This window comes from Shimazuella sp. NTD248 (assembly GCF_059510395.1).
This window is the reverse complement of the sequence record NZ_JCAJZT010000011.1, coordinates 42,834-67,423: the sequence shown is the minus strand read 5'-3', so window position 1 is coordinate 67,423 and position 24,590 is coordinate 42,834. Positions and strand designations below refer to the sequence as shown.

Here is a 24,590-nt window from a genome sequence, read left to right as displayed (position 1 = left end):
AGCTATTGTCTCCGGGTGCCACATAAATGTTTATCCATGTAAAACTACTTAAGAATTGCTTCTTTAACCTCTTCGATCGTCATTGTTCGAATTTCCTTGACGGAAGATAATCTTTGATCATTAGTGATAAATAAATCCGCATTTGAAGTAATAGCTGTTGCTAAAATTAGTGCATCCGGTGTCTTTAAATTATACTTTCCACGTAGATAGGCAGCTTGTTCTGATATTTCTACACTTACAGGTTCAACAAACAAGTTAGGAAAATGAGAAAAGAGGATGCGATAACGTTTTTCGAGTGCTTCATCACCTTCTCGAATGGGTTTAGTTAAGATTTCAGTAAATGTAATAACAGAAGCAATCGCTTCTACTCGGCCTTCTTCTACTACCTCTAAAACGGCTTTTACTGTTTCTCCATAACTAGGATGCTGTTCAAAAGCATAAATAAATAGATTTGTATCCACAGCTATTCGCTGAATATCAGCAAAAAATCGGCTTACTCCCACCCTTCTCTCTCCTTTTTCACATACTCATCAGCAGTTTCTTTTTTCCATAGTTCTTTGCCTAGTCCCCAAAATGCATCCGTGAATTTAGTTGGCTTTCGGATAATAATGATTTCATCACGTAACTCATCATATTTCCAAATCAACTCATCACCAATATCTAATTTTGCTTGTTCTCGTATATCTTTCGGGATGGTAGTTTGATATCTTTGTTTGATTTCACTCTCAAGACGTAAGGCACGATCCATCATCTAAACCTCCATTTTATTTCTGATATATTTTCATTTTATCACACATGTACCCTATTTATTCTGACAACCTATTTTTTCTTTCCAATACAAAAAAACCCTGTCTAAATTTAGTGTTTAGACAGGGTTTTTTCATGTGTATGGTTTAGCTCAATACTTTCATCACATTGCGGACAGAATCAGCGGATTTATCGAGGGCAGCTTTCTCTGATTCGGTAAGTTCGAGTTCAAGTACTTTCTCAATCCCATTACCACCGAGAACAACTGGTACCCCAAGGTATATGTTTTGGTAGCCGTATTCCCCTTCCAAATAAGCAATCGCTGGAAGGATACGTCTTTTATCTTTTAAGATTGCTTCTGCCATCTGTACCAAAGAGGCAGCTGGTGCGTAGTAAGCACTGCCATTGCCTAACAGATTGACGATTTCGCCGCCGCCTGTACGAGCACGTGAGACAATTGCTTCCAAGCGGTCTTTGGAGATCAACTTTTCCAGTGGAATACCACCAGCGTAAGAATAGCGTACAAGTGGAACCATGTCATCTCCATGACCACCAAGTACAAAACCGGTAATGTCTTCAACGGAAATGTTTAGCTCTTGTGCCACAAAGGTGCGGAAACGAGCGGTATCCAGTACTCCAGATTGTCCGATAACACGATGTTTTGGGAACCCAGATGTACGATATACTTCATAAGTCATTGCATCTACTGGGTTGGTAAGTACGAGAATGATACACTCAGGAGAATATTTTACTACTTGTTCTGTAACGGCACGCATAACTTTCGCATTGGTATTTACTAGATCGTCACGACTCATTCCAGGTTTGCGGGCAATCCCAGCAGTGATGATGACAATATCGGAATCTGCTGTCTCTTCATAGCTGCTAGTACCAGTAATATTTGCATCAAATCCTTGTACAGGACTAGCTTCCAACATATCTAAGGCTTTCCCTTTTGTTGGATTTTCAGCTTGTGGAATATCTACTAACACGATATCTCCAAGTTCTTTTTGCGCAAGCATCAATGCCGTAGTGGCTCCGGTAAATCCTGCACCAACTACAGATATTTTACGACGTTTAATAGCTGCCATGCTATTTCCTCCTACAAATTTTGAATAAGATGATTGGCAAACTCTGAACATTTTACTTCTGTTGCATCATCCATCAAACGAGCGAAATCGTATGTAACCGTTTTGTCCAAAATGGTTTTCCCTAGAGACTGATGGATCAGATCTGCTGCTTCTTGCCATCCAAGATGCTCCAACATGAGAACTCCAGAAAGAATAACCGAACCAGGGTTCACTTTATCAAGTCCAGCATATTTAGGAGCTGTTCCATGGGTTGCTTCAAAAATGGCATGTCCTGTCACATAGTTAATATTTGCTCCTGGAGCAATACCGATGCCACCTACCTGAGCTGCTAATGCGTCCGAAATATAGTCTCCGTTTAGGTTCAACGTAGCAATTACATCATATTCTTTTGGACGGGTCAAAACCTGTTGAAGGAAAGCATCTGCGATTACGTCCTTTACAATCACTTTTCCAGCTTCTGTTGCTGCTTGCTGTTCTTGATCTGCAACTTGTTTTCCTTGTTCTTTTGCAATGCGGTCATACTGTGCCCAAGTAAATACTTTATCTCCAAATTCACGCTCAGCTAACTCGTAACCCCACTGTTTGAAAGCACCTTCGGTAAATTTCATTATGTTGCCTTTGTGCACAAGTGTTACACTTGGGCGTTTATGCAGAAGAGCATATTCAATAGCAGCGCGAACTAAACGATCAGTACCTTCTTTGGAAACTGGTTTTACCCCGATACCAGATGTTTCAGGGAAGCGGATTTTTTTGACACCCATCTCTTGCTGTAAAAACTGAATCACTTTTTGTGCGTCAGCAGATTCTGCTTCCCATTCGATACCTGCATAAATATCTTCTGAGTTTTCACGGAAGATCACCATATCTACATCTTCTGGACGTTTTACTGGACTTGGAACTCCATCTACATAGCGAACAGGACGCAAACAGACATATAAATCTAACTCTTGGCGCAAAGCAACGTTAAGGGAGCGAATTCCTCCACCGACAGGTGTCGTCAATGGTCCTTTAATGGCAACTAAATAATCTTTAATAACATCTAATGTTTCTTCAGGAAGCCACTCGCCGGATTGATTAAAAGCTTTTTCTCCAGCAAAAACTTCTTTCCAAACAATCTTCTTTTCCCCCTTATAGGCTTTATCTACAGCAGCATCCAATACTCTTTTCGAGGCTGCCCAAATGTCAGGGCCTGTCCCATCTCCTTCAATAAAAGGAATGATAGGGTGATTAGGAACATTCAATTTGCCATTTTGTACCGTAATTTTTTCACCAGTCATATTATGTACCTCCTCTTATTTGAAACCATCCCATATGTTTAACCATTTACCCTTTTCATAAAAAGATAAAGGGAAAAGGGGATGCAAATATCCCCTTGAAGTTATCTTTTTTCGATAGGTATATATTTTTGATCCGTTTTGCCAACATAATCTGCGCGTGGGCGGATGAGACGATTATCGTGGTATTGCTCCATAATATGTGCAGTCCAACCTGTAATTCGACTCATTGCAAACAATGGAGTGAACAAGTCTTCGGTTAAATCTAAGTAATGGTAAACGGTCGCAGAGTAAAAATCTACGTTTGGTTTTAACCCTTTGTTTGTTGTAACCAATTGCTCTACCGTCTCCGAGATATCATACCATTTGGTATCTCCATGTTGTTGACCTAGTTTTTTGGACATTACACGGAGATGCTTGGCACGCGGATCACCATTTTTATATACGCGATGTCCAAATCCCATGATTTTCACTTTATTGTTCAATTTATCTAAGATATATGGCTCTGTATTTTCAGGAGACCCAATTTCACGCAGCATCACCATTACTTGTTCATTTGCACCACCATGTAATGGTCCTTTGAGAGCACCGAGAGCCGCTGTTACAGACGAATACATATCTGCTAAAGTAGCAGCTGTAACACGTGCGGCAAAGGTAGATGCGTTTAATTCATGATCTGCCTGCAAGATCAATACTTTATCTAATGCTTGAACAGCAACTTCTGACTGTTCCTTACCATGTAGCATATATAGAAAGTTAGCCACTAATCCCAAATCAGTACGTGGTGCGATTGGTTCTAAACCATCACGTATCCGAGCGATAGCAGCGATAATTGTCGGTATTTTTGCAGTTAAGCGAATAGCTTTTCGTTGATTTGCTTCTGGTGTATTTACTTCTGCTTCTTCATCAAACATACATAGAGCTGAAACTGCGGTGCGAAGTGTAGTCATTGGATGTGAATTTTTAGGGTATAAGCGGATTTGATTGATTAGTTGATCAGAGATTGCAGCGTTTTCTTGAAATGCTTTCCTTTGTTCAGCTAGTTCCTCTTGGTTAGGCAAATGATTGCGCCAGAGTAGGAATGCTACTTCTTCAAAAGTAGATTGCTCGGCTAAATCATCGATATTGTAACCACGATACGTTAATACTCCATCGATAATGGAGCAAATTTCTGAGGAGAGAGCTGTAATACCTTCCAAGCCTTTAACTACCATGTGTTATCGCTCCTTATCCATCGTTAACAAAAATGACAGGCACCTAAAAAAATCAGGTAAGTAAACGTTTTCATACCTGTGTCATTAAGAAATTTTTTCGATTATCAAAACACGATACATATTATATCCGAGAAAAGATAGTAAATCTACATGTTAAATCGAATTTCGGGCCCAAAACTAGTGTACCACATTATTATTAAATTTCCCATCATAGGGCTTTTGTATGAATCATCCATTTTTGATCCCTATAATGATATAATCTCCTAGTAAGGAGGCAAGGGTAAAACGTGAGTAAACATCAAATTTTAGGGATTATCTCCCGTTCTTTTCTCGTTATCATCATTGTTGTAGCAGCTTATTTTTTGTTGGATTTTTCCATTCCCCTTCTCTATCCTTTTTTGATTGGATGGGTAATCGCTATGCTCATGGAGCCCGTCATCCGTTGGTTAGAGAGAAAATGTAAAATCCCAAGATTACTCGGTTCTTTTCTAGTGTTATTTTTGCTCTTATCCATTTTACTTACAGCCATCGTATTCTTAATTGCCGGAATCGTTGTGGAACTCACGAATCTAGCACAAAAATTACCTTCTTTCTTAAACGACTTAGGGCAGTTATTATTTGAAAAGTTTGTGGAGCAAAACACTCTTTTAAACCACATCATCGATACGATACAGAGCTACTTACAAAAGAATCCTAGTCAACAGGCGAGTATTCAGGCAAGCATCCAAGAAAATATTTCTGCATTAACCAAACAAGGAACGATGTTTATAACCGATATTATTAGTGGAATCGGGAGCTTTTTAGGAAATCTCCCTTACCTTATTACCGTACTTGTCTTTATCACCTTAGCCACTTTTTTCATCAGTTTAAAATGGCCAAGGTTACATGAAAATATCGATCATATCATTCCTGAAGTTATCCGCAAAACGAGTGGAGCGGTAATGACTGACCTAAAAAAAGCATTAGTTGGGTTTATCGGAGCTCAAGTAACATTAATTACAATATCTTCTGTAATCATGTATATCGGGTTGCTTATCTTGCGGGTTCCTTATGCGATTTCCATAGCGCTCATAATCGGAGTTGTAGATTTACTGCCGTACTTAGGAGTAGGAGCTGTGCTCGTACCTTGGATCATTTACTTATTTTTTGTTGGAAATATCCATCTAACTATTGGTATTAGTATTGTCTATTTGATCATTCTTATCACAAGACAATCCATCGAACCCAAATTAGTTGCTACTAGCATCGGCCTAGATCCTTTGTTCACGCTAATCGCTCTCTTTATTGGATTAAATCTACTCGGAGTACTCGGTTTTATTGTCGGACCAACTGTTGCTGTTATTATTATCGCCCTGCACAAAGCACATATCTTCCAAGATATTTGGTATTACATTACCAAGGGGAAAAAACAGCAAACTTAACGAAAACGACGCATGGCTCGATCTTTCAGCCACAGAAAAACCATTTGTTGGATCATTTTCCGGGTAAAAGGAATCATAAGCAAAATACCGATGATATCGCTGATAAAACCGGGAAAAATAAACAGGATTGATCCCAATGACAGCAGTACACCCTTTAGGATAGTATGCCCTGGGGGTTGTCCGGATGACCATTGTTGCTGTGCTTTTTGAAATGTTTTATAACCAAACTTTTGTATGAGTAAAAGCCCAATCACCGCAGATAGCAAAACGAGCAGAATGGTTTTCCATGCACCAATTAAGGTTCCTACCCATATCATGACTACCAACTCCAATAAAAAGAAAACGATGACGGCTTGTAACATTTTTTTTAAGATCATGACAGCAGCCAATCCTTTCTAAGTTGAGCACACAATCTCCCTAAGCTTCATCAGCTAAGCGTAATTGTACAAGTTGATCATAAAGTTCAGGAGAGTAATCAGGAAGACGAACACGTTTCATCTCTTTCGATACCCAGAGGTGCTTTGTATGACCAGTAGCCAATAATTGTTCATCCGATTTTCGACGAATATTATATTGGAACACAATTTTACTAGGGCCCAATTCTTTTATCGATGTTTCAACAATCACAACATCATCATATTTGGCTGAATGGCGAAATTGAGCACCTACATCGATGACTGGTAATAAAAGTCCTTTTTCTTCTAGCCCAGTATAAGAATACCCTAATTCTCGAATTAAACTTGTCCTGCCAACTTCAAACCAAACTAAATAATTAGCATGGTAAACAACACCCATTTGATCCGTTTCTTGATAACGAACTCTAATTTCTATACTCAATTTGACTCCTCCAAGCGGTAGTTCTCCTGTAAGTATATCAAAAATAAGTAACATATTTCTCGAACTGCGGGCACATAATAAGGACAAGGGATGCACTATTGTCGTCTGAATATGTTAGAATAAGAAGGTTGATTTTTATGGAGATCGGCTATTCCTCATATTGCCTATAAATTTGTATTTCTTTTCCTACATCTAGCGAATAGCCAAAATGTACATGACCCAAATCTACAGGAAAGGAGATTTATAACTATGCTTCGCCGAAAAACAAAACGTCGCAATCGTCTGCGCTGGTGGATTTTCCCACAACTTGGACTGATGTAGACCTAAAAGCAATAACACCTTCTAACAAGGTATAGCTATCTTGTAGAAGGTGTTATTGTTTACATTACATTTGCTTTTCCAGAATAAATTTGACCTGAATTCGTATCTACAGTAATCATTTTTTCTAAACGAAGTGTTTCTACTGCGCCTCTTACCCCAACTACTACAGGAATACCAAGACTCACACATACAACAGCTGCATGTGAGGTCAAGCCTCCTTCTTCCGTTATGACAACAGAAGCCCGCTCAATAAGATCGATGATTTCCTTATCTGTCCCGCACGTAACAAGTGCTGCTCCATCAACCATTTTTTCTCGCAATTCATCTGGAGTTGTTCCTGCAACAACAGGAGCCGTTACCACCTGCTTGCCAATTCCCTTACCTTGTAATAGTACTCCGCCTACTACATATACTTTCATCAAGTTCGTCGTTCCTGATTGTCCTACAGGTACTCCTGCTGTAATGAGAATCAAATCCCCTTGAGTGATAAAGGATGAAGAAATTGCAGCATGGATAGAACTTTGGAACATTTCATCTGTCGTTTCGCACTCTTCCCCAAATACTGGGAAAACACCCCATATAAGATTAAGTTTTCGCAAAATATCTTCATTTGGAGTAACTGCTATCACAGGGATATTCGGACGATACTTTGCAATCATGCGTGCTGTATAACCACGCTCAGTGGCTGTAACAATTGCAGATGCTTTTAGATTTTTACTTGTCTGTACGACAGCTTGACTGATCGATTCTGTGATCGTATGTCCGGTTTCTGAACTCATCTTATCCAACCAGAGAGGATGATTAAAAAAGGCTTCGGTCCGCTCAGCAATTTTGGCCATTGTCATAACAGATTCAACCGGATACTTACCAGCGGCAGTTTCTCCTGACAACATAATCGCGTCGGTGCCATCTAAAATGGCATTCGCTACATCACTTGTCTCAGCACGAGTCGGACGTGGATTGCGCTGCATCGAATCGAGCATTTGAGTAGCAGTAATAACAGGTTTACCCATGATGTTACATTTTCGAATTGTATCTTTTTGGACCTGAGGGACTTCTTCTACTGGGATCTCTACCCCCAAATCCCCACGAGCAACCATCAATCCATCCGCAACTTTTAAAATCTCATCGACGTTTTCGACACCTTCTTGGTTCTCGATTTTGGCAATAATCGGGATATAAGCTTGATGCTCTTCTAAAATTTTTCGAATTTCTAAAATATCTTCTGCTTTGCGAATAAAAGATGCCGCTATAAAATCCACATTATTTTCAATCCCAAAACGGATATCCGCTGCATCTTTTTCTGTTATTCCGGGAAGATTGACACGGATTCCTGGGACATTAACACCTTTTTTACTCTTCAATGTACCACTGCTTTGAATGGTACAATGCACTTCAGTACCAGTAACATCATCTACTTCTAAACCAATTAATCCATCATCAATTAAAACCGTTGATCCTGGATGTACATCATTTGGGAATTCAGCATAACTTATCGATACACGTTCAGCATCACCTAATATAGATTGAGTTGTCAAAGTAACATGATTTCCAGCTACTAACTCCACTTCTGGTACACGTAAATCTCCAGTTCTTATTTCTGGCCCTTTTGTATCCAATAAAATCGCTACAACTTTTCCTTCTTCTTTTGCAGCTTGTCGAATTTTCTCTATCCTTGCCGCATGTTCCTCATGGTTTCCATGAGAAAAATTTAAACGAGCGACATTCATCCCTGTTTTGATAAGCCTTCTGAGTGTCTCTATGTCTTCACTGGCTGGCCCTATTGTACAAACAATCTTTGTCTTTCTCATAAATTACCTCCCATTTCATTTGAAAACATTATTAAATCGATAATTGTTCAGTTAATGGAGAAAGAGAGAGGTCAGGCATATGTTTTTCGGTAAAAGCTACGGAAAATGGAACACCTTCTGTTTTTCCATTTTTAATTGCAACCATTTGATTGGTCTGCCCCGCTAAGATTAACTCTACTGCTTTGACTCCCATTCTGCTAGCTAATACACGATCAAATGCAGTAGGAGACCCTCCGCGTTGGACATGGCCTAAAATGGTCACTCTTGTTTCCAACCCACTTTTGGCTTCGATCACTTTCGCAATCTCCACACCATTACCTACACCTTCTGCTACAAGAATGATACTATGTTTTTTACCTCTTTCTACTCCTCGATTTAAGCGTGAAAGAATTTCCTCAATATCGTAAGGTTCCTCTGGTATCAAAATAGATTCTGCTCCACCTGCTACACCAGCCCAAAGAGCAATATCTCCAGCATTTCTTCCCATCACTTCTACTACATAAGTTCTTTCATGTGATGTTGCTGTGTCTCGAATCTTATCAATGGAATTAATTACGGTATTGATAGCGGTATCAAATCCGATCGTATACTCTGTTCCAGGGATATCATTATCGATAGTTCCTGGAATACCGATCGTCTTAATTCCTTTAGCTGCTAACTTACTCGCTCCACAAAAAGTACCATCTCCACCGATGACAATCAGTCCATCGATTTCATATTTTTTTAAGTTCTCTAACGCTTTCGCTTGACCTTGCTCCGTCCGAAATTCATCTGATCTTGCAGTGTATAGAAATGTACCTCCGCGATGAATAATATCTCCAACTGATCCTAAAGGCAATGGAAGTATATCCCCTTGAATAAGTCCAGTATATCCGCGTTTTACTCCAAATACTTCCATACCAGAAAAAATTGCCGCACGGACAACTGCTCGTATTGCAGCATTCATCCCTGGTGCATCCCCACCACTCGTTAATACAGCTATCCGTTTCACTCTTTCCACTCCCAATTCATAGGATAATTATTTCATATTATTATTGTAATTTTACATTCTAAATATCCTTTCGTCGAGGATTAATCAAAACAACACCAATGTTACAAATGACAAAACGGATCATTGCGACCCGTAGCATTTCTTCGATGCTAAAATTTTATACCCTCTCGGAAAATCCAATACATATGATTTTCTTATCCTGTATGATCAAAGAGAAAAAATGCTTCAGACATAACAAAAGTATCCTGCATCTTAAGTAAAATATTATATCAGAAAATTTCTAAACACATCTAGCAAATGTTCTTTCATCTCTTAAACTCGGCAAATCGATAATAGGTTATTTTTCTTTTGCTTTTATTTTATGTGAATCAGATGGAAAATCAAATCCTGCTGGAGCATTTATTTACAGCCATTTAACAAACTGAAGTTTGTATGTTCCATTTTCCCCCATTCCACCAACTTTTCTGCATCATTCTTCATAGATATAAGATTGCATAAAATACTGCGTCATCAAATATAAATTTCTATCATTTGAAAATAAAGACATATAAAAAACCTATGAATAGGGCTACTAGATTCTATTGGAAAATATTATTATTTATATTGCATTAAATATTTATTTACATCCTTCATAAATGAGGTACAGTTAGATTATAACTACTTTTTTACAAGGGGGGTGCCCAGTTGGATCAAGACCAATTTCTTCATTTAGGAAAAAAATTCGCTAAGTTTTTCGTCTATTATTGTGAAGGCGAACAATATGTCATCATGATCGATCAATTCCGATGGGCAAAAACCCGGATTACCCTAGTAGAATCGATTGCGACATTGCTGCAATATAGTAACCTTACAGATTTACCAGATCCAGAATTGACTGATGAAGATTGGAAGCGCTTAACTAACTTTATTTTAAGAGCAAATATCCAAGAGGTGCGACATCTTCACACGACAATGATTCGTTATATTTCTACTTTTGAGTTGGAAAAAATCCGGAAAACAGAAGAATATTTAACCAACCTCTTACTCCATTATGATGATGGGGAATGAATTATTTTATAAACACAAACAGTCGATTTTCCCATCCTACTTAAGATGAAAAATCGGCTGTCTTTCTCCTCATTCCCCAAAAAATCATATCAAAAAACCCCTCAGTATTCATCGCTAAGGAGCAAACACATTTATTTATACACTTTGTTGTCTCTAACTTCTATGTTCAAAACCCCATCTGCCCAATCCTGATAAAAACTCGCTTCGTGAGAAACCAATATAACACTGCCTTCAAAGGCTATCAATGCTTGTTGCAGCGCTTCTTTTGCTTCTGCATCCAAATGGTTTGTCGGCTCGTCTAAAATCAAAAAGTTGCTGGGCGAAAGTAACAAACGACATAACTTCACTTTGGATTGTTCTCCTCCGCTTAAAGAGCGAATCGCTTGTGTAACGTGGGCATCTTTCACTCCACATCGAGCAAGATGTGAAAAGACTTCCTTTTTATTCAGTTTCGGAAATGCATCAGAAATGATTTCCATTGGCGTCCAAGATCCGTTTTCCCACTTGAGATCTTGCTCATAATAACCTATCTTCACTTGCCTAGCGAAATGAAAATGTCCACTGATAGCTGGGATAACTCCCATTAATGTTTTTAGCATAGTAGACTTTCCAATCCCATTAAATCCTGTGATCACAAGCTTTTGACCACCAACAATCGAAAAATTCACCTTAGGTAAAAGAGATCGTTCATAACCTACTTCCAGATCGTTCACTTCGAGAACAGTATGATTGATGAGCGGCAATGCTTGAAATTCAATCGTCGGTTTTTGTGTAAACACAGGTGCCGTTAGACGCTCCATCCTCTCCAGTTGTTTTCTTCGACCTTTAGCCATTTTCGAATTGACGCCTGCAATATTTTTGCGAATGTATTCTTCCGTTTTTTCAATGTGCTTTTGTTGAGATTGATATTGACGGATATAATCTTGGCGTAAATGCTCTTTTTGCTTGATAAAATCAGAGAAAGTACCATGATATTTTTTTATCGTTCCAAGTTCGATATTACAAATGCAGGAGGAGATTTTCTCCAAAAACGACTCATCATGAGAGACAACAATAAATGCTCCAGTAAATGTAAGCAGATAGTCAGCAAGCCACTCGACATGTTCCTTATCCAAAAAGTTAGTCGGTTCATCTAATAATAAGACATTGGGTTGTTCTAAAAGTAACTTCGCTAAAATCACCTTGGCTCGTTGGCCGCCGCTCAATGTCTGAATGACTCTGTCGGTACCAATCGCATCGATCCCTAATCCAGCAATGATTTTCTGAATTTTGCTATCGATTAAATAAAAATCATTTGTCTCTAGCTGTTCTTGGATTTCTACTGCTTGCATCAATAACTGATTATCTGCTTTTGTCGCACTTTCGTCATAAAGTTGATTCATTCTCGCTTCCATTGCAAATAAATCAGCAAAAGCTGTACTTAGATAGTCATAAATCGTATATTGTCCATCCACTTCGGCATATTGATCCAAATGCCCAATTTGCACATTAGACTGCCAGCTTATGTCTCCTTTATCCGGAACAATTTCTCCGGTCAAAATTCGAATCAAAGTACTTTTTCCGGTTCCATTTTGGCCGACCACACCCATGTGTTCTCCTTTATACAGATCAAAAGAAGCATTTTCATACAATTTCTTGTCTGCAAAGGAATGGGATAAATAGTCTACTTTTAATAAACTCATGATGATTACATCCTTTGTTCAAAAATAAAAAAGCAGCGGTATCAGTGTCTTCAACACCATCCTCTGCATTATAAATAAGCATAGCAATACAACGCTTTTTGTGACTTATTCAGCCGATGAAATAAGGGAGTTATCACGCTGCTCCCAGATTAGGCTCCGCAAAACGCTTCATCGTATACATTTGTACGGAGTTAAGTTATTAAATCAATTTTCCATATTGGATATATAACAATTACGCACCTGCCTAAACAGGATTGTAATATAGGTTGCTGTTTTAAGCAAACATATATATTTATTGATCATTATATCCCTCTGCCCGCCACTCCTGCGTCATTTCTGACGAGGAGCGGCGGACGGCACCCTGTCTGTTACATCTTCAGGATGCTGCTGTTGGCTGCACTTAGGAGCTCAGGCAGGTACTGCCAAGCAGTCGTACTGCCGGCATGTTCACTGCCGACAAGGTCTGCCCACTCCTTCGTACCTTCGGCAGGCAGTTCACTGCCCACCTTGGGGTACACGAGTCGAGGGAGCTGCGGGCTGGGGTGCACGATCGTGTTGAACTGTGTTTCCATCCACTCCTTCGTCACGTTCAACCGAACGATTTTGCCGAAGGACAGCCCCTTTCCCGGAATGTCCCTGACAGCGAAGGAGAGAATCCTCTCTCGCACGAGCCTATCGTCCACAATGTCTACACCCTGCTGGCTGTAGTAGACCCTGCGGAGATTCGCTTCGAGAGGAGGAGCGAACTTGTCGAAATCCTCCTCGATCATCATCTCACCGGTGATGGTCAGCGTCTTCTTTCCCGACTTCATCCTCAGAGGAAGGACAAAGTAACCATCCGAAGTCACCGGCAGCGGGTCCATGTTCACTGCTACCTTGAATGGGACAGTAGTACCGTTCATCGCAGCCTTGTGCGAGAAGCGACTCCTCTCCACGATGAAAAGACCATCCGGCGAAGTGTCTTTGACGAAAAACACCGGATTGTCCTTCTCGAAGGGCCCAGCCTTCTCAATTTCGGCTGCTTCCACAGGAGTGGGACTGTACTCATCACCATACCAGACGACCTGAGGTCGCAGGTATCGACCTACCCTGTAGACACCTCCCTCAAGATCCATCAGATCACGGGGAAGTACATCCAGTGTATCCACTGCTCTTTCCTTTCTTATCGGCGGAAACAGGCTCCTGATTGGCCTATTATTATAATAACATATGGGATTTGATGATTTCACCTCTGAGGGAATTCATTGCCCTCAACTTAAAAACGACCTGCTTCATTTGAATGAGAAAAGCTTAAAACTCTGACAAAAACGTTTCTGCTGTCCTCAGTTTTCCAATTTTAGGGAAAATATATTTGCAAGTAGCTTCATGTTCTTCCTTACTCGCTGCCCCCATTATATCCGTTATAAATATTTGATTATATCCTAGTTGAAAAGCTTCTCTTGCTGTTGTCTCTACTCCTATGTTCGTAGAGATACCACCTAGCACAATCGTATCTATCCCCCGACGTGGTAATTGTAGATCGAGCTCTGTTCCAAAAAATGCTCCCCATTGTCTTTTCGTGATAATAAAATCATGGGCTGAAATTTCAAGTTGCGGAATTAACTCTGCCCAATCTTCCGAGCGTTTTGCATCAGGTATTTTTTGATCTAACGCTGGTTTTAATGCGTCTTTATCATCATGAAAGGCAACCCGAACAAAGATGATTAAACCGTCTCGTTCACGAAAGCGATCCACAAGTCGCTTTGCATTACGAACGATTTTTTCTCCATTTGATGCTATCGGAACAATCCCTTTTTGCAAATCTATCAATACTAATGCAGATTTCTTGTAATTCATTTAACTTCTCCTTTTTCTCAGCTTAATCCAATATCATCTTCAGAAAAAACAACAAAACAATGAACCACATGTTTATTTTTTCCAAACGGCTCCCATTCAAAGCAAATTTCTCTCCAAATCAAATGAAAAAACCGTAGACAACATGTCTACAGTTCTTATGCTTTTCCTTCTAACACAGCGGAAGAGAACTCACCAATACGGGCAAATTTCTGGTATCGATCTTCTAATAACTCTTCTCCACTCATCGCTAGCAATGGTTCTAAGTATTTGAGCAGTGCTTGTTTAATCAAAATGGTTTGCTCATTTGGATCTTTATGTGCTCCACCTTTTGGTTCTGCAATGATCTCATCGATAATACCTAGATTAAGCAAGTGATCAGAGGTGATTTTCAAAGCCTCAGATGCTTCTTGAGCCTTGGACGCATCCCGCCAAAGAATGGTTGCTGCACCTTCTGGAGAAATAACAGAGTAATAAGCATGTTCTAACATCAACAATTTATTACCAACTCCGATACCAAGTGCCCCACCACTACCACCTTCACCTGTGATGACACAAATAATTGGCACAGAAAATCCTGCCATTTCCCTTAGGTTTCTAGCGATTGCTTCGCTCTGCCCTCTCTCTTCTGCTTCCATACCAGGATGGGCACCTTGTGTATCGATGAAAGTGATGATAGGGCGTCCGAACTTATTGGCTTGCTCCATAAGTCGCAGTGCCTTCCGGTACCCTTCAGGATGAGGCAGACCGAAATTACGACTGATCTTATCTTTGGTATCTGTCCCTCTCTCATGTCCAATAACAGTGACAGGTAACCCATTTAATTTGGCAATTCCGCCGACAATAGCTGAATCATCGCCATAAAGACGATCTCCATGTAACTCCAAAAAATCAGTGAAAATAGTATGAATATAGTGCAAAGTAGTAGGACGACCAGCATGTCTAGCGATTTGTACCTTTTGCCAAGTTGTCAGATTGCCATAAATTTCTTTTTCCAGTCTTTCTGCCTTTTTTTCCAGTGTTTCAATCTCTTCACTGAGATCGATAGACTTCTCACTTGTAAAGGCACGCAGTTCTTCTATTTTATTTCTGAGTTCTACGATCGGTTTCTCAAAGGACAGTGGATTACTCAAACTCTCCCCTCCCTAAGCATGAAATGCTAAAATTTTAATCAGAGTGTCACGAAGCTCTAAACGAGGTACAACTTGATCTAATTGCCCTCTCTTTAATAGAAACTCAGCAGTTTGAAAATCATCAGGCAATTTTTGCCGAACTGTTTGCTCAATAACACGTCTTCCGGCAAAACCGATCAACGCACCTGGTTCAGCAATATTAATATCTCCTAATGAAGAAAAACTAGCGGAAACTCCACCAGTAGTGGGGTTGGTCAAAACAGAAACAAATAATACTTTCTCCCGATTCATTCTTTCTAATGCAGCAGTCGTTTTTGCCATTTGCATCAAAGAAAGAGCTCCTTCTTGCATACGTGCACCACCTGAAGCGGAGAAAAGAATAAATGGATATTTCTTCTTCACTGCCTGTTCTGCCGCTCTCGTTATTTTCTCTCCAACAACAGAGCCCATGCTTCCCATACGAAAGCGAGAATCCATCACCCCAAGGATAACTGGATAGCCTCCGATTGTTCCCTCACCAGTTACGATCGCTTCGTTCATATTCGTTTTCTTGATATCTTGTTCAATTTTTTTCACATAACCTGGAAACTCCAAAGGATCTACGGATCGCAGGTCTTCATCGAATGGAAAGAAACGCTCTTCATCAATGAGAGAAGCAATCCGTTCTGGAGCACTGAGTGAAAAATGATAACCACAAGAGTTACATACTTTTAGATTTTTCTCTAACTCTTTGGCAATACATATCGTTCCACATTTTGGGCATTTTTCCATAATCCCTTCAGGGATTTCTTTTTTCGCTTGTTCCGAAGGGATAGTGGCATACTTTCTTTGTTTACGAAATAAATCCTTCAATGACACTGAGTCTCACCTCTTTTTCCCTAAGAGAATAAAAGTGTTAAGTTTGTTAGCTTTGGATAGCAGCATTTGTTAGTTGTATTGTTTTTTCCAATATGTCATCAGGATTCGCTTGTATTAGAGCTACACCCGTTTGAATAGCTGCTGCTGCTACATCTCGTGCTACTTGTGGAGCAACTCTTGTATCAAAAGGTGCAGGAATCACATAATCAGGACGAAGTTCATAGTCAGGAATCAAATTCGCAATTGCATAAGCTGCCGCCACTTTCATTTCCTCATTAATTTGTGTTGCCCGGACATCAAGAGCTCCTCGAAAAATGCCTGGAAAAGCAAGTACATTGTTAACTTGGTTTGGAAAATCAGATCTACCTGTTCCAACTACTTTAGCACCAGCAGCAATAGCCTCATCCGGCATGATTTCTGGATCAGGGTTTGCCATAGCGAAAATAATCGGGTCCCGATTCATTGATTTTACCATATCAGCAGTTACAGCACCTGCAACTGACACACCGATAAAGACATCTGCATCTTGGATTGCGGTCTGCAAATCACCTTGAATAAGACTTCGATTCGTTATTTTCGCGATATCCTCTTTGATCGAGTTCATACCATTGGAACGACCTTCATAAATAGCACCTTTGCTATCACAAAGGATAACATCTTTTACACCCAAATGAATTAATAATTTCACGATCGAAATTCCAGCTGCACCTGCACCATTGATTACAACTCGAATTCCACCCATTTCTTTATCTACCACTTTAAGTGCATTGATTAAACCTGCTACTGTTACAATTGCGGTGCCATGTTGGTCATCATGGAACACAGGGATTTTCAATTCTGCTTTTAACCGCTCTTCAATTTCAAAACAAGCCGGAGCAGCGATGTCTTCTAAATTAATACCACCAAATGTAGGCTCAAGAACTTTGACCGTCTCTACAATTTTATCTACATCTGTCGTATCAATACAAATGGGAAAAGCATCCACACCGGCAAAAGCCTTGAATAACACTGCTTTTCCTTCCATTACAGGCATTGCAGCGTGTGGGCCGATATTACCAAGTCCTAAGACTGCTGTGCCATCTGAGACTACTCCTACTAGGTTCCCTTTCATCGTATAGTCATATACTTTTTCTCGATTTTGATGAATTTCTTTACATGGTTCTGCAACACCTGGTGAATAAGCCAAGCTTAAATCGTGTGCATTCTTTACCGGAACCTTCGATAGAACCTCTAATTTTCCTTGTTTCTCTTGATGTAATTGTAATGATTGCTCTCGAATACTCGTCACCATTTCCGCTCCTTTAGGCTTGCTGCTTCAGCAGCTTAGCACAACTTGTCCACTGGGTGGCAAACTCCGACTCATAATACCAAACATTATAACAAAAAGGAATATACTAAGGGCAACTTGCTATGCATCTTATCTTCACTATTAATAAATAAGCTTTTGTATTCTTGTTTTCCCACATAAAAAGATTGGTTTGGGATTAACCCAAACCATCAGACATCGCCCCTATTAGGTTGACGAACTGCATGAGCTTCCACTGCTGGAACTGCTGCATGAACTACTCGAACTGCAACTACTTGAGCTACTGCTGCATGAACTACTGCTACAGGAACTACTGCTGCATGAATTACTACTGCATGAATTACTACTGCATGAATGATTATGATTTGAATGATTATGATTTGAATTACTATCACTCGAATCGCTACTTGAGCTATCCTGATCTGTATGGCTCGAATGATTGGAGGACGAATGATTACCAAAGCCACTCCCACCTGAATGAGGCCAAGTAGAATCATAGCTATCGTTATTCCAATCATTTCTTCCATTTTTCCCATTTTTACAAATATTTGCTACACAAACACTTGATGTAGAAATTAACAAAACCAAAATGATAAGCGCAATTAAAAAAATCATGAAGACTCACCAACCCTTCCAAGGGTATAAATGATTTACGCCATATTTCATGAAAATTAATATTTACATGTGAAAAAAACTGGTTCGTCTTCTTGTTAAGATGACGAACCACATGAACTGCCACCACCGCTGCTACAGGAACTGCTGCTGCATGAACTACTGTTACATGAATTACTTCCACATGAACTACTACTACACGAACTACCGCCACTACAGGAATGGTACCAAGATGAGTGACGACGTTTATTTTTATATGATCTTCTTCCACTCTTTTTTCTGTTGCATATTCTACTTATACAAATAATAGAAGTGAACATTAACACAACTAGCACAAAAAAAGACACAACCAAAGATGTAATCATAGAAATAACCACCCTTTCAAAGGGTAAACTAGTGCGAATGTATATACTCTATTATATCACAATATTTACAATTCATAAAAACATCATATTCTCACAACTACACTAGTTTGACGTTATTTTTTCCTACGATTTGGTTGAGTTCCTTTAAACAATCATCAGTTGGAAATATTCCTAGTTCTGTGACAGGAAGTTCCAAAGTTGATTTTGTTCGTTCATAATACAAGAAAACAGAGATCGAACCAGGATGATTTTCTAAAATATTTTTTATGATTTTAACTTTTTTCTCCGCTTGTTCAGAGATGCGAATATATAACTTTTTTGCTTTGTTCATAGACTCTAATGAATACAAGTCATTTACAATAAGCTTTGGTTGTTGATTGGAAACTTGCAAAGCAGCGGAAACCCCAATCATGTGATTCTCTCGAAGGAACATTCTAGTGTGTTGAAATATATTGGGGAACACAACAAGTTCCACTGAACCTGTTTTATCACCAGCTTGCACAAATGCCATCGTGTCACCTTTTTTCGTCTGCACAAGTTTTACACTCGTAATCAACAAGGCTAATTCTACTTTTGTATGATCAGATAAATTACTCAGCTGATGAACGGTAAAAGCACTTTGCGGATATGCATCTAGTGGATGACCTGATAAATAAAACCCAATTAATTCTCTTTCCATTTCCAGCTGTTCGATTAAAGTATGAGGTGCCAAATCAGGATACACTATTTCATATGGGAATTCTTGAAACAATGGAAGCTGATCACCAGTATCGCGATTCGCTTGAATCGCATCTTCCAACACTGCTAACTTCTGCTTTCGATTGCCGGGCAGACCGTCCAATGCCCCGACTTTAATGAGTGATTCTAGTACACGACTATTACACAACCGCAGATTAATTCTCCCGCATAGATCAAACAAATCTCGAAAAGGCCCTTGTTCCCTAGCCTGTAAAATTGAGCGAATCGCTAAAGTACCAACGTTTTTTATCGCACCAAGACCAAAAGATATTCCATTCTCCGAAATAGTAAAATTCTCCCCGCTCGTTTCCACATTAGGAGGAAATACAGGAATACCCATTTTCTTTATTTCCTCTAAATACTCCACCATCTTATTTTGATTCCCTATAGTTGTAGTAAGAAGGGCAGTTAAAAAAGCAACAGGATAATTTGCTTTGAGATAAGCAGTCTGATAAGCGAGTACAGCATAGGCAACAGAATGACTGCGATTATATCCATAATCTGCAAAGCGAACAATCAAATCGTAAACATCATTCCCCAAATCTCGACTATACCCTTGCTTCACACAACCTTCCACAAAAGCAATTCGCTGTTCATGTAAAAGTTCTTTGTTCTTCTTTCCTACAGCTCGGCGAAGAATATCTGCTTCTCCTAATGTAAAACCAGCTAAAGTCGAGGCAATCTGCATAATTTGCTCTTGGTAAACGATAATTCCATAAGTATTTTGGAGAATTTCTGTTAAAACAGGGTGTGGCATATGAATTTCTTCTTGGCCAAATTTCGCTCGGATAAAACGTGGAATCTGCTCCATTGGACCTGGACGATAAAGCGCATTTACTGCGACAATATCTTCAAAATTGGAAGGCCCCAGTTTTTTTAACACATTTCTCATTCCTGCTGATTCCAATTGAAATATGCCGCTTGTTTCTCCGCTTGAAAGCAGTGCATATGTTGCAGAATCATTCATTTCATCATCAAACTGAAACGTTTTTCCGGTCTGCTGTTGAATAAACTTTTTCGTACGTTCGATGACAGTCAAATAGCGAAGCCCTAATAGATCCATCTTTAATAGTCCAATAGCCTCAAGAGATTCCATTGGATATTGGGTGATCGGACCAATCCCGCTGCCTTCTTGCAAGGGAACATAGTCGGTGAGGGCAGATGGAGCAATGACTATACCGGCAGCATGGGTAGAAGGATGCCTTGGAATCCCTTCGATCTTAGCGACGGTTTGAAACAGCTGTCCCACTATAGGATTTTGCTCTATCTCCTCTTGAAGCAGGGGCTCACGTTTAAACGCTTGCTCAAGTGTTATACCAGGTGTTCCGGGAATATACTTAGAGAGCTTGTCCACTTGTTGATAAGGAATTTCCATAACTCTCCCGACATCACGAACTGCCGCCCTTGGAGCCATTGTTCCAAACGTAATGATCTGTGCAACTCGGTCTTCTCCAAATCGTTTTCTTGCATATTCAATCACTTCATCTCTTCGTTCATAGTCAAAATCAATATCAATATCGGGCAGATTGATTCGTTCTGGATTCAGAAATCGCTCGAACAGCAGCTCATAGCGAATGGGGTCAACCTGTGTAATTCCTAACAAATAAGCTACTAAACTTCCAGCAGCTGATCCCCTTCCAGGACCTACGGCAATTCCTTGTGTCCATGCAAAACGAACCAAATCCCAAACAATTAAAAAGTAATCATTAAAACCCATCTGATCGATGACACTTAATTCATAATCCAGTCGCTTGATAATGGTTTCATCAGGCTCTTGATATCGCTTTGGCAAACCTTTTTGACATAGAGCTGCGAGATATTCTTTTGGTGAAAGGCTATCAGGAACTGGAAATGCTGGTAACAAAATTTCTCCAAGGGATAGATGAACATTGCAGCGATTTGCAACTTTTCCTGTATTGTGGATGGCCTCTGGAACATGAGGAAACAAAGCAGCCATTTCTTCCGCTGATTTTAAATAAACTTGATCGGTATCAAATCGAAATCGATTTTCATCTGCTAGTTTACTGCCTGTTCCAATACACAAAAGGCAATCATGGGTATGTGTGTCTTGTTTATTGGTATAGTGAACATCATTTGTAGCAATGAGCGAAAGATCATATTGCTTCGCCCATTCTATGAGAACTTGGTTTACTTTTTGTTGTTCCCATACCTGATGATTCTGTAACTCTAGAAAAAAATGATCCTTTCCAAAAATATCGAGATATTCTTCTAATAATTGCTTCGCTTGTTTCAAATCATCTTGCAAAATAGCTCTTGGTATCTCGCCTGCAAGGCAAGAACTGGTTGCAATCAAGCCTGCCGAATACTGTCGTAATAATTGTTTATCAATCCGCGGGCGATAATGAAAACCTCTAAGCTGTGCTTCTGTTACTAACTTCATTAAATTTTGATATCCTTGATTCGTTTCTGCTATTAATAAGAGATGGTTGTTTTTCGCATCTTTCCGTTTTGGGCGATCTTGATAATGACCAGCTGTCAGATACATCTCACATCCGATAATCGGTTTTATTCCATTTTTTTTACACAGTTGATAAAATGGTATCACTCCATACATGGAGCCGTGATCCGTAATCGCTAAACTATCCATCCCTAAATCTTTTGCCTTCCGTATCACTTCCTCCAATCGAGAGGCTCCATCTAGCAAACTATATTCAGTATGAACATGTAAATGTACAAACGAATTTCCGTCCATTTTGCTGAAAAACTCCTCTCTGACAAAGATTAATTGTGAATAAATCTGTTAAATTTTAAAAGATTGACGTATTTCTTCTCTAGATCGGTTTCATAATCCCTTCATTTCGGGTATGATATTAGTATATAAATCTTGGAAAGGGGGAACCAAATTATGATTATAAGTCGTAAGCGGCTTGCGAGGGAAAAGTTGGAAAAACTAAAGAATGGATACTCTGTTTATACAGAAACCGAAGAAGTAGCAAATTACATTGAAAAAGAACTTTCCAACCTTGGAAAAAAAGTACTCATCGACCGTACGCCAATTGGATGTTGGTTTATCCCCGAAGAGCGTTTAGAAGATAACAATTCGTAAAGCAAACTCACTATTAGAGTGAAGATAAATAACGCCCCATTGAAAGATGGCGGCGTTTCTTCACGCCTTTAATTGGAGGAATTCATGGTAACACTAACATTAATTCTCATCGTCATCATGATCCTGACATTTTATAGTACTATCTATTTTAGCATTGTTTCGCGACGAAAGGGAGCAAATGCTCTCCTTTCTAGAAGCTATATGAATTTAAGTATGGGAATTTTATTTGCAGCCTTATCCATCCATCTCTTCACCTTTAAACTTCCTATACTTGGAAAAATATTCACAACTCTTATCTTACTGATTGGTGTCGTAAATGTATACTATTCCTTTAAAATGAAACGCCATGCGAATCAACAAATGCAACAAAAATAAAAGTACAGGGAATATTCTCCTGTACTTTTTTAATATGATTTTCCCAAGCCTCGTTGTTTCCTCTTATGTTGCAGCCAATTTTGTCTCCACTGATACTCCTTTTGTCTTTGTAACTTTTTAGCCGTCTGTTTCCATGCATTCCAGTTGGCAATGACATAAAATAGCGTAAATAAAACCCAGATACTGGAAAATAAAATTTGTAACTGTGTATCCCATTCTAACCGAGGGACAGCAAAGATAATTAAACCTATTCCACCGAAAATTTTTGTCAAAGTAAAAAACTGCATACTCTCCACCACCTTTTTCTACTATATGAAAGATGATGGTAAAATAGACGAGCTTATCCGTCTATGGATTCACCTGGCTGTAATACTACTCCAGATAAACCTTTATACCGAAGGTTGGTAATAAATTTGGAAGCATCTTGTTCAATTACAGGAAAAGTATTGTAATGGATTGGTATTACTTGTTTGGCATCAATCCACTCTGCTGCAATCAAAGCATCCTCTGGACCCATTGTAAAATAATCTCCGATCGGCAAAAATGCGAAATCGATGTCGCTTTGCATACCTATTAATTTCATATCCGAAAACAAAGACGTATCCCCAGCATGATAGATGGTCTTTCCTTCTATTTGAAGTAAAATACCAGCAGGATTACCTAAATAAATAATCTCTTTCTTTTCATAATCCTCAAAAGAAGAACTGTGGTGAGCTAATGTTAGCTTTACTCGGCCAAATGGGAAATCATGGCTTCCACCAATGTTCATCCCATATGTGTCTAGTCCTTGCCAAGACAACCATGTAGCGAGTTCCACAGGTGCAATCACTTTAGCATTATTTTTTTTGGCAATCGGGATCGTGTCTCCGAGGTGATCCCCATGTCCATGTGTCAATAAAATATAGTCAACCTTTACCTGATCAGCTGAGATATCAGCTAAAGGATTTCCTGTTAAAAATGGATCGATAATCAAGCTGAATTCATTTGTATGTATCTCGATGCAGGATTGTCCATGATAAGTGATTTTCATCGGTATTGCCCTCCCTATTAAAAAAACTACATCCTCAAGATGCAGTCTTGTACCTATCCTAATAAATGGATTCGGCTGGGTCAAGATATTGCTATCCTTCCCCAGCCGAAGCACACCGTTTGGTTCAGAATGCCTCAACCAAACGGCATATCGCGCCACGAACCGTTGCATTCAGCTTCTCCTGAGAGAACCCGAAAATAATCGTCCAATGGAACGACATCGTCGGGTTACCCCTCCAAATCTCCTTGAGAATCAGCTCGCGGACAAGGAACTCCTTTCGATCCAAGTCCTTCTTCACGAACCAGAGAGCAAATTCGCTCGCTTCACTCTTGTAGAAGTCATTGAGGGACCGGCAGGATTCCGACATGGCCTTGATCATGAGCTCCAACAGTTCACACTGAAGCTCCTCACGGAGCGAGTCGCTGTTGATCTGCTTCATCAGGTCATATGCCTCTTCCAACTTCCCGTCAAACAGGAGTGGGAAGATCCGGAAGTTGACCAGAGTTGCATCAGTGGAGAGATCTTCCCGGGAGACATAGTTCCGGTACAGCTTGGCAGCATCGGTCAGGTACGTGTCAATAACGTTCATCATGTTACCTTTCATGAATCTACCAACAAAGTAGTAGAACAATCGCTCCTTGGTGGCGATTAACTAGTTCAAGCATATCATAATCCTTTCTAGTACTCACATAGAATTATTTATTTTTTAAAATTTACCATATTAATATGCTAAATCAAAGTAGTATCTCATATATAATTTGCTAATTTCGGATTATAAATTTGATAAAACTTTATATTCATCATCATCTTTTCACTAAACTTGCTTCACACTCTCCTAAA

General features: G+C 39.5%; 25 protein-coding genes. 5 read left to right on the top strand and 20 right to left on the bottom strand.

Features of this window, described 5'->3' with window-relative positions:
* Positions 1 to 44 precede the first annotated feature (44 nt).
* The 5 genes from AC5WOE_RS18670 to AC5WOE_RS18650 form a co-directional block, all read right to left on the bottom strand.
* Positions 45 to 503, bottom strand: a complete 459-nt coding sequence (locus tag AC5WOE_RS18670) for a type II toxin-antitoxin system VapC family toxin (protein ID WP_496053219.1) — start codon at positions 501 to 503, stop codon at positions 45 to 47.
* On the bottom strand, positions 494 to 751 hold the full coding sequence (locus AC5WOE_RS18665; RefSeq protein WP_496053218.1) for an AbrB/MazE/SpoVT family DNA-binding domain-containing protein: 258 nt from the start codon (positions 749 to 751) through the stop codon (positions 494 to 496). The genes AC5WOE_RS18670 and AC5WOE_RS18665 overlap by 10 nt, the downstream gene beginning before the upstream one ends.
* Positions 752 to 893: 142 nt before the next feature.
* The gene (mdh, locus tag AC5WOE_RS18660; protein ID WP_496051334.1) at positions 894 to 1,835 is read right to left on the bottom strand and encodes a malate dehydrogenase; all 942 of its coding nucleotides are present in this window, start codon (positions 1,833 to 1,835) and stop codon (positions 894 to 896) included.
* An 11-nt stretch (positions 1,836 to 1,846) separates the two neighbouring features.
* Positions 1,847 to 3,112, bottom strand: coding sequence for an NADP-dependent isocitrate dehydrogenase (icd, locus tag AC5WOE_RS18655; protein ID WP_496053217.1), 1,266 nt, complete (start codon positions 3,110 to 3,112; stop codon positions 1,847 to 1,849).
* Between the two features lie 101 nt (positions 3,113 to 3,213).
* A complete protein-coding gene (locus AC5WOE_RS18650) occupies positions 3,214 to 4,323 on the bottom strand; it encodes a citrate/2-methylcitrate synthase (RefSeq protein WP_496051332.1) in 1,110 nt (369 codons plus the stop codon).
* 287 nt (positions 4,324 to 4,610) lie between these two features.
* On the opposite strand from AC5WOE_RS18650, the gene ytvI reads away from it, so the two are divergent.
* The gene (ytvI, locus tag AC5WOE_RS18645; RefSeq protein ID WP_496051331.1) at positions 4,611 to 5,744 is read left to right on the top strand and encodes a sporulation integral membrane protein YtvI; all 1,134 of its coding nucleotides are present in this window, start codon (positions 4,611 to 4,613) and stop codon (positions 5,742 to 5,744) included.
* Here the strand turns inward: ytvI and AC5WOE_RS18640 are convergent.
* The 4 genes from AC5WOE_RS18640 to pfkA all read right to left on the bottom strand — a co-directional run bounded on the left by AC5WOE_RS18640 (position 5,741) and on the right by pfkA (position 9,704).
* Positions 5,741 to 6,121: an FxsA family protein gene (locus tag AC5WOE_RS18640; RefSeq protein ID WP_496051330.1), complete on the bottom strand. Its 381-nt coding sequence runs from the start codon at positions 6,119 to 6,121 to the stop codon at positions 5,741 to 5,743. The two genes, ytvI and AC5WOE_RS18640, sit on opposite strands and share 4 nt — an antisense overlap.
* A 40-nt stretch (positions 6,122 to 6,161) precedes the next feature.
* Positions 6,162 to 6,581, bottom strand: coding sequence for an acyl-CoA thioesterase (locus AC5WOE_RS18635; RefSeq protein ID WP_496051329.1), 420 nt, complete (start codon positions 6,579 to 6,581; stop codon positions 6,162 to 6,164).
* Positions 6,582 to 6,961: 380 nt separating this feature from the next.
* A complete protein-coding gene (gene pyk / locus AC5WOE_RS18630; RefSeq protein ID WP_496053216.1) occupies positions 6,962 to 8,713 on the bottom strand; it encodes a pyruvate kinase in 1,752 nt (583 codons plus the stop codon).
* A gap of 31 nt (positions 8,714 to 8,744) precedes the next feature.
* Complete coding sequence (gene pfkA, locus AC5WOE_RS18625) at positions 8,745 to 9,704, bottom strand: 6-phosphofructokinase (RefSeq protein ID WP_496053215.1); 960 nt, start codon at positions 9,702 to 9,704, stop codon at positions 8,745 to 8,747.
* A gap of 684 nt (positions 9,705 to 10,388) precedes the next feature.
* Here pfkA and AC5WOE_RS18620 point away from each other — a divergent pair.
* On the top strand, positions 10,389 to 10,751 hold the full coding sequence (locus tag AC5WOE_RS18620; RefSeq protein WP_496051326.1) for a hypothetical protein: 363 nt from the start codon (positions 10,389 to 10,391) through the stop codon (positions 10,749 to 10,751).
* A gap of 131 nt (positions 10,752 to 10,882) precedes the next feature.
* Here the strand turns inward: AC5WOE_RS18620 and AC5WOE_RS18615 are convergent, their stop codons facing one another.
* The 9 genes from AC5WOE_RS18615 to AC5WOE_RS18575 form a co-directional block, all read right to left on the bottom strand.
* A complete protein-coding gene (locus AC5WOE_RS18615; RefSeq protein ID WP_496053214.1) occupies positions 10,883 to 12,433 on the bottom strand; it encodes an ABC-F family ATP-binding cassette domain-containing protein in 1,551 nt (516 codons plus the stop codon).
* A 368-nt stretch (positions 12,434 to 12,801) separates the two neighbouring features.
* Positions 12,802 to 13,581 (bottom strand): hypothetical protein, encoded by a 780-nt coding sequence (locus AC5WOE_RS18610; RefSeq protein WP_496051324.1) that lies wholly within the window; start codon positions 13,579 to 13,581, stop codon positions 12,802 to 12,804.
* A 142-nt stretch (positions 13,582 to 13,723) separates the two neighbouring features.
* The gene (locus AC5WOE_RS18605; protein ID WP_496051323.1) at positions 13,724 to 14,269 is read right to left on the bottom strand and encodes an isochorismatase family protein; all 546 of its coding nucleotides are present in this window, start codon (positions 14,267 to 14,269) and stop codon (positions 13,724 to 13,726) included.
* A gap of 155 nt (positions 14,270 to 14,424) precedes the next feature.
* Positions 14,425 to 15,399, bottom strand: coding sequence for an acetyl-CoA carboxylase carboxyltransferase subunit alpha (locus tag AC5WOE_RS18600; protein WP_496051322.1), 975 nt, complete (start codon positions 15,397 to 15,399; stop codon positions 14,425 to 14,427).
* 12 nt (positions 15,400 to 15,411) lie between these two features.
* A complete protein-coding gene (gene accD / locus AC5WOE_RS18595) occupies positions 15,412 to 16,257 on the bottom strand; it encodes an acetyl-CoA carboxylase, carboxyltransferase subunit beta (RefSeq protein ID WP_496051321.1) in 846 nt (281 codons plus the stop codon).
* Positions 16,258 to 16,303: 46 nt separating this feature from the next.
* Positions 16,304 to 17,545, bottom strand: a complete 1,242-nt coding sequence (ystJ, locus tag AC5WOE_RS18590) for an NADP-dependent malic enzyme (protein WP_496051320.1) — start codon at positions 17,543 to 17,545, stop codon at positions 16,304 to 16,306.
* A gap of 209 nt (positions 17,546 to 17,754) precedes the next feature.
* The gene (locus tag AC5WOE_RS18585) at positions 17,755 to 18,024 is read right to left on the bottom strand and encodes a hypothetical protein (protein WP_496051319.1); all 270 of its coding nucleotides are present in this window, start codon (positions 18,022 to 18,024) and stop codon (positions 17,755 to 17,757) included.
* 77 nt (positions 18,025 to 18,101) lie between these two features.
* Positions 18,102 to 18,446, bottom strand: coding sequence for a hypothetical protein (locus AC5WOE_RS18580; protein ID WP_496051318.1), 345 nt, complete (start codon positions 18,444 to 18,446; stop codon positions 18,102 to 18,104).
* Positions 18,447 to 18,637: 191 nt separating this feature from the next.
* Entirely contained in the window at positions 18,638 to 21,991 is a 3,354-nt protein-coding gene (locus AC5WOE_RS18575) for a DNA polymerase III subunit alpha (protein WP_496051317.1), read from the bottom strand.
* 153 nt (positions 21,992 to 22,144) lie between these two features.
* Here AC5WOE_RS18575 and AC5WOE_RS18570 point away from each other — a divergent pair, with 153 nt between their 5' ends.
* The gene (locus tag AC5WOE_RS18570) at positions 22,145 to 22,345 is read left to right on the top strand and encodes a YtzJ family protein (RefSeq protein ID WP_496051316.1); all 201 of its coding nucleotides are present in this window, start codon (positions 22,145 to 22,147) and stop codon (positions 22,343 to 22,345) included.
* A gap of 84 nt (positions 22,346 to 22,429) precedes the next feature.
* Entirely contained in the window at positions 22,430 to 22,720 is a 291-nt protein-coding gene (locus AC5WOE_RS18565; protein WP_496053213.1) for a YtpI family protein, read from the top strand.
* A gap of 29 nt (positions 22,721 to 22,749) precedes the next feature.
* Here the strand turns inward: AC5WOE_RS18565 and AC5WOE_RS18560 are convergent, their stop codons facing one another.
* Together AC5WOE_RS18560 and AC5WOE_RS18555 are read right to left on the bottom strand one after the other, a co-directional pair.
* Positions 22,750 to 23,007, bottom strand: a complete 258-nt coding sequence (locus tag AC5WOE_RS18560; protein WP_496051314.1) for a hypothetical protein — start codon at positions 23,005 to 23,007, stop codon at positions 22,750 to 22,752.
* Between the two features lie 53 nt (positions 23,008 to 23,060).
* On the bottom strand, positions 23,061 to 23,750 hold the full coding sequence (locus AC5WOE_RS18555; RefSeq protein WP_496051408.1) for a metal-dependent hydrolase: 690 nt from the start codon (positions 23,748 to 23,750) through the stop codon (positions 23,061 to 23,063).
* Between the two features lie 208 nt (positions 23,751 to 23,958).
* On the opposite strand from AC5WOE_RS18555, the gene AC5WOE_RS18550 reads away from it, so the two are divergent.
* Positions 23,959 to 24,402 carry a hypothetical protein gene (locus tag AC5WOE_RS18550; protein WP_496053212.1) on the top strand — a complete coding sequence of 148 codons (444 nt, stop codon included), beginning with the start codon at positions 23,959 to 23,961 and terminating at the stop codon, positions 24,400 to 24,402.
* The last annotated feature ends 188 nt before the right edge of the window (positions 24,403 to 24,590 follow it).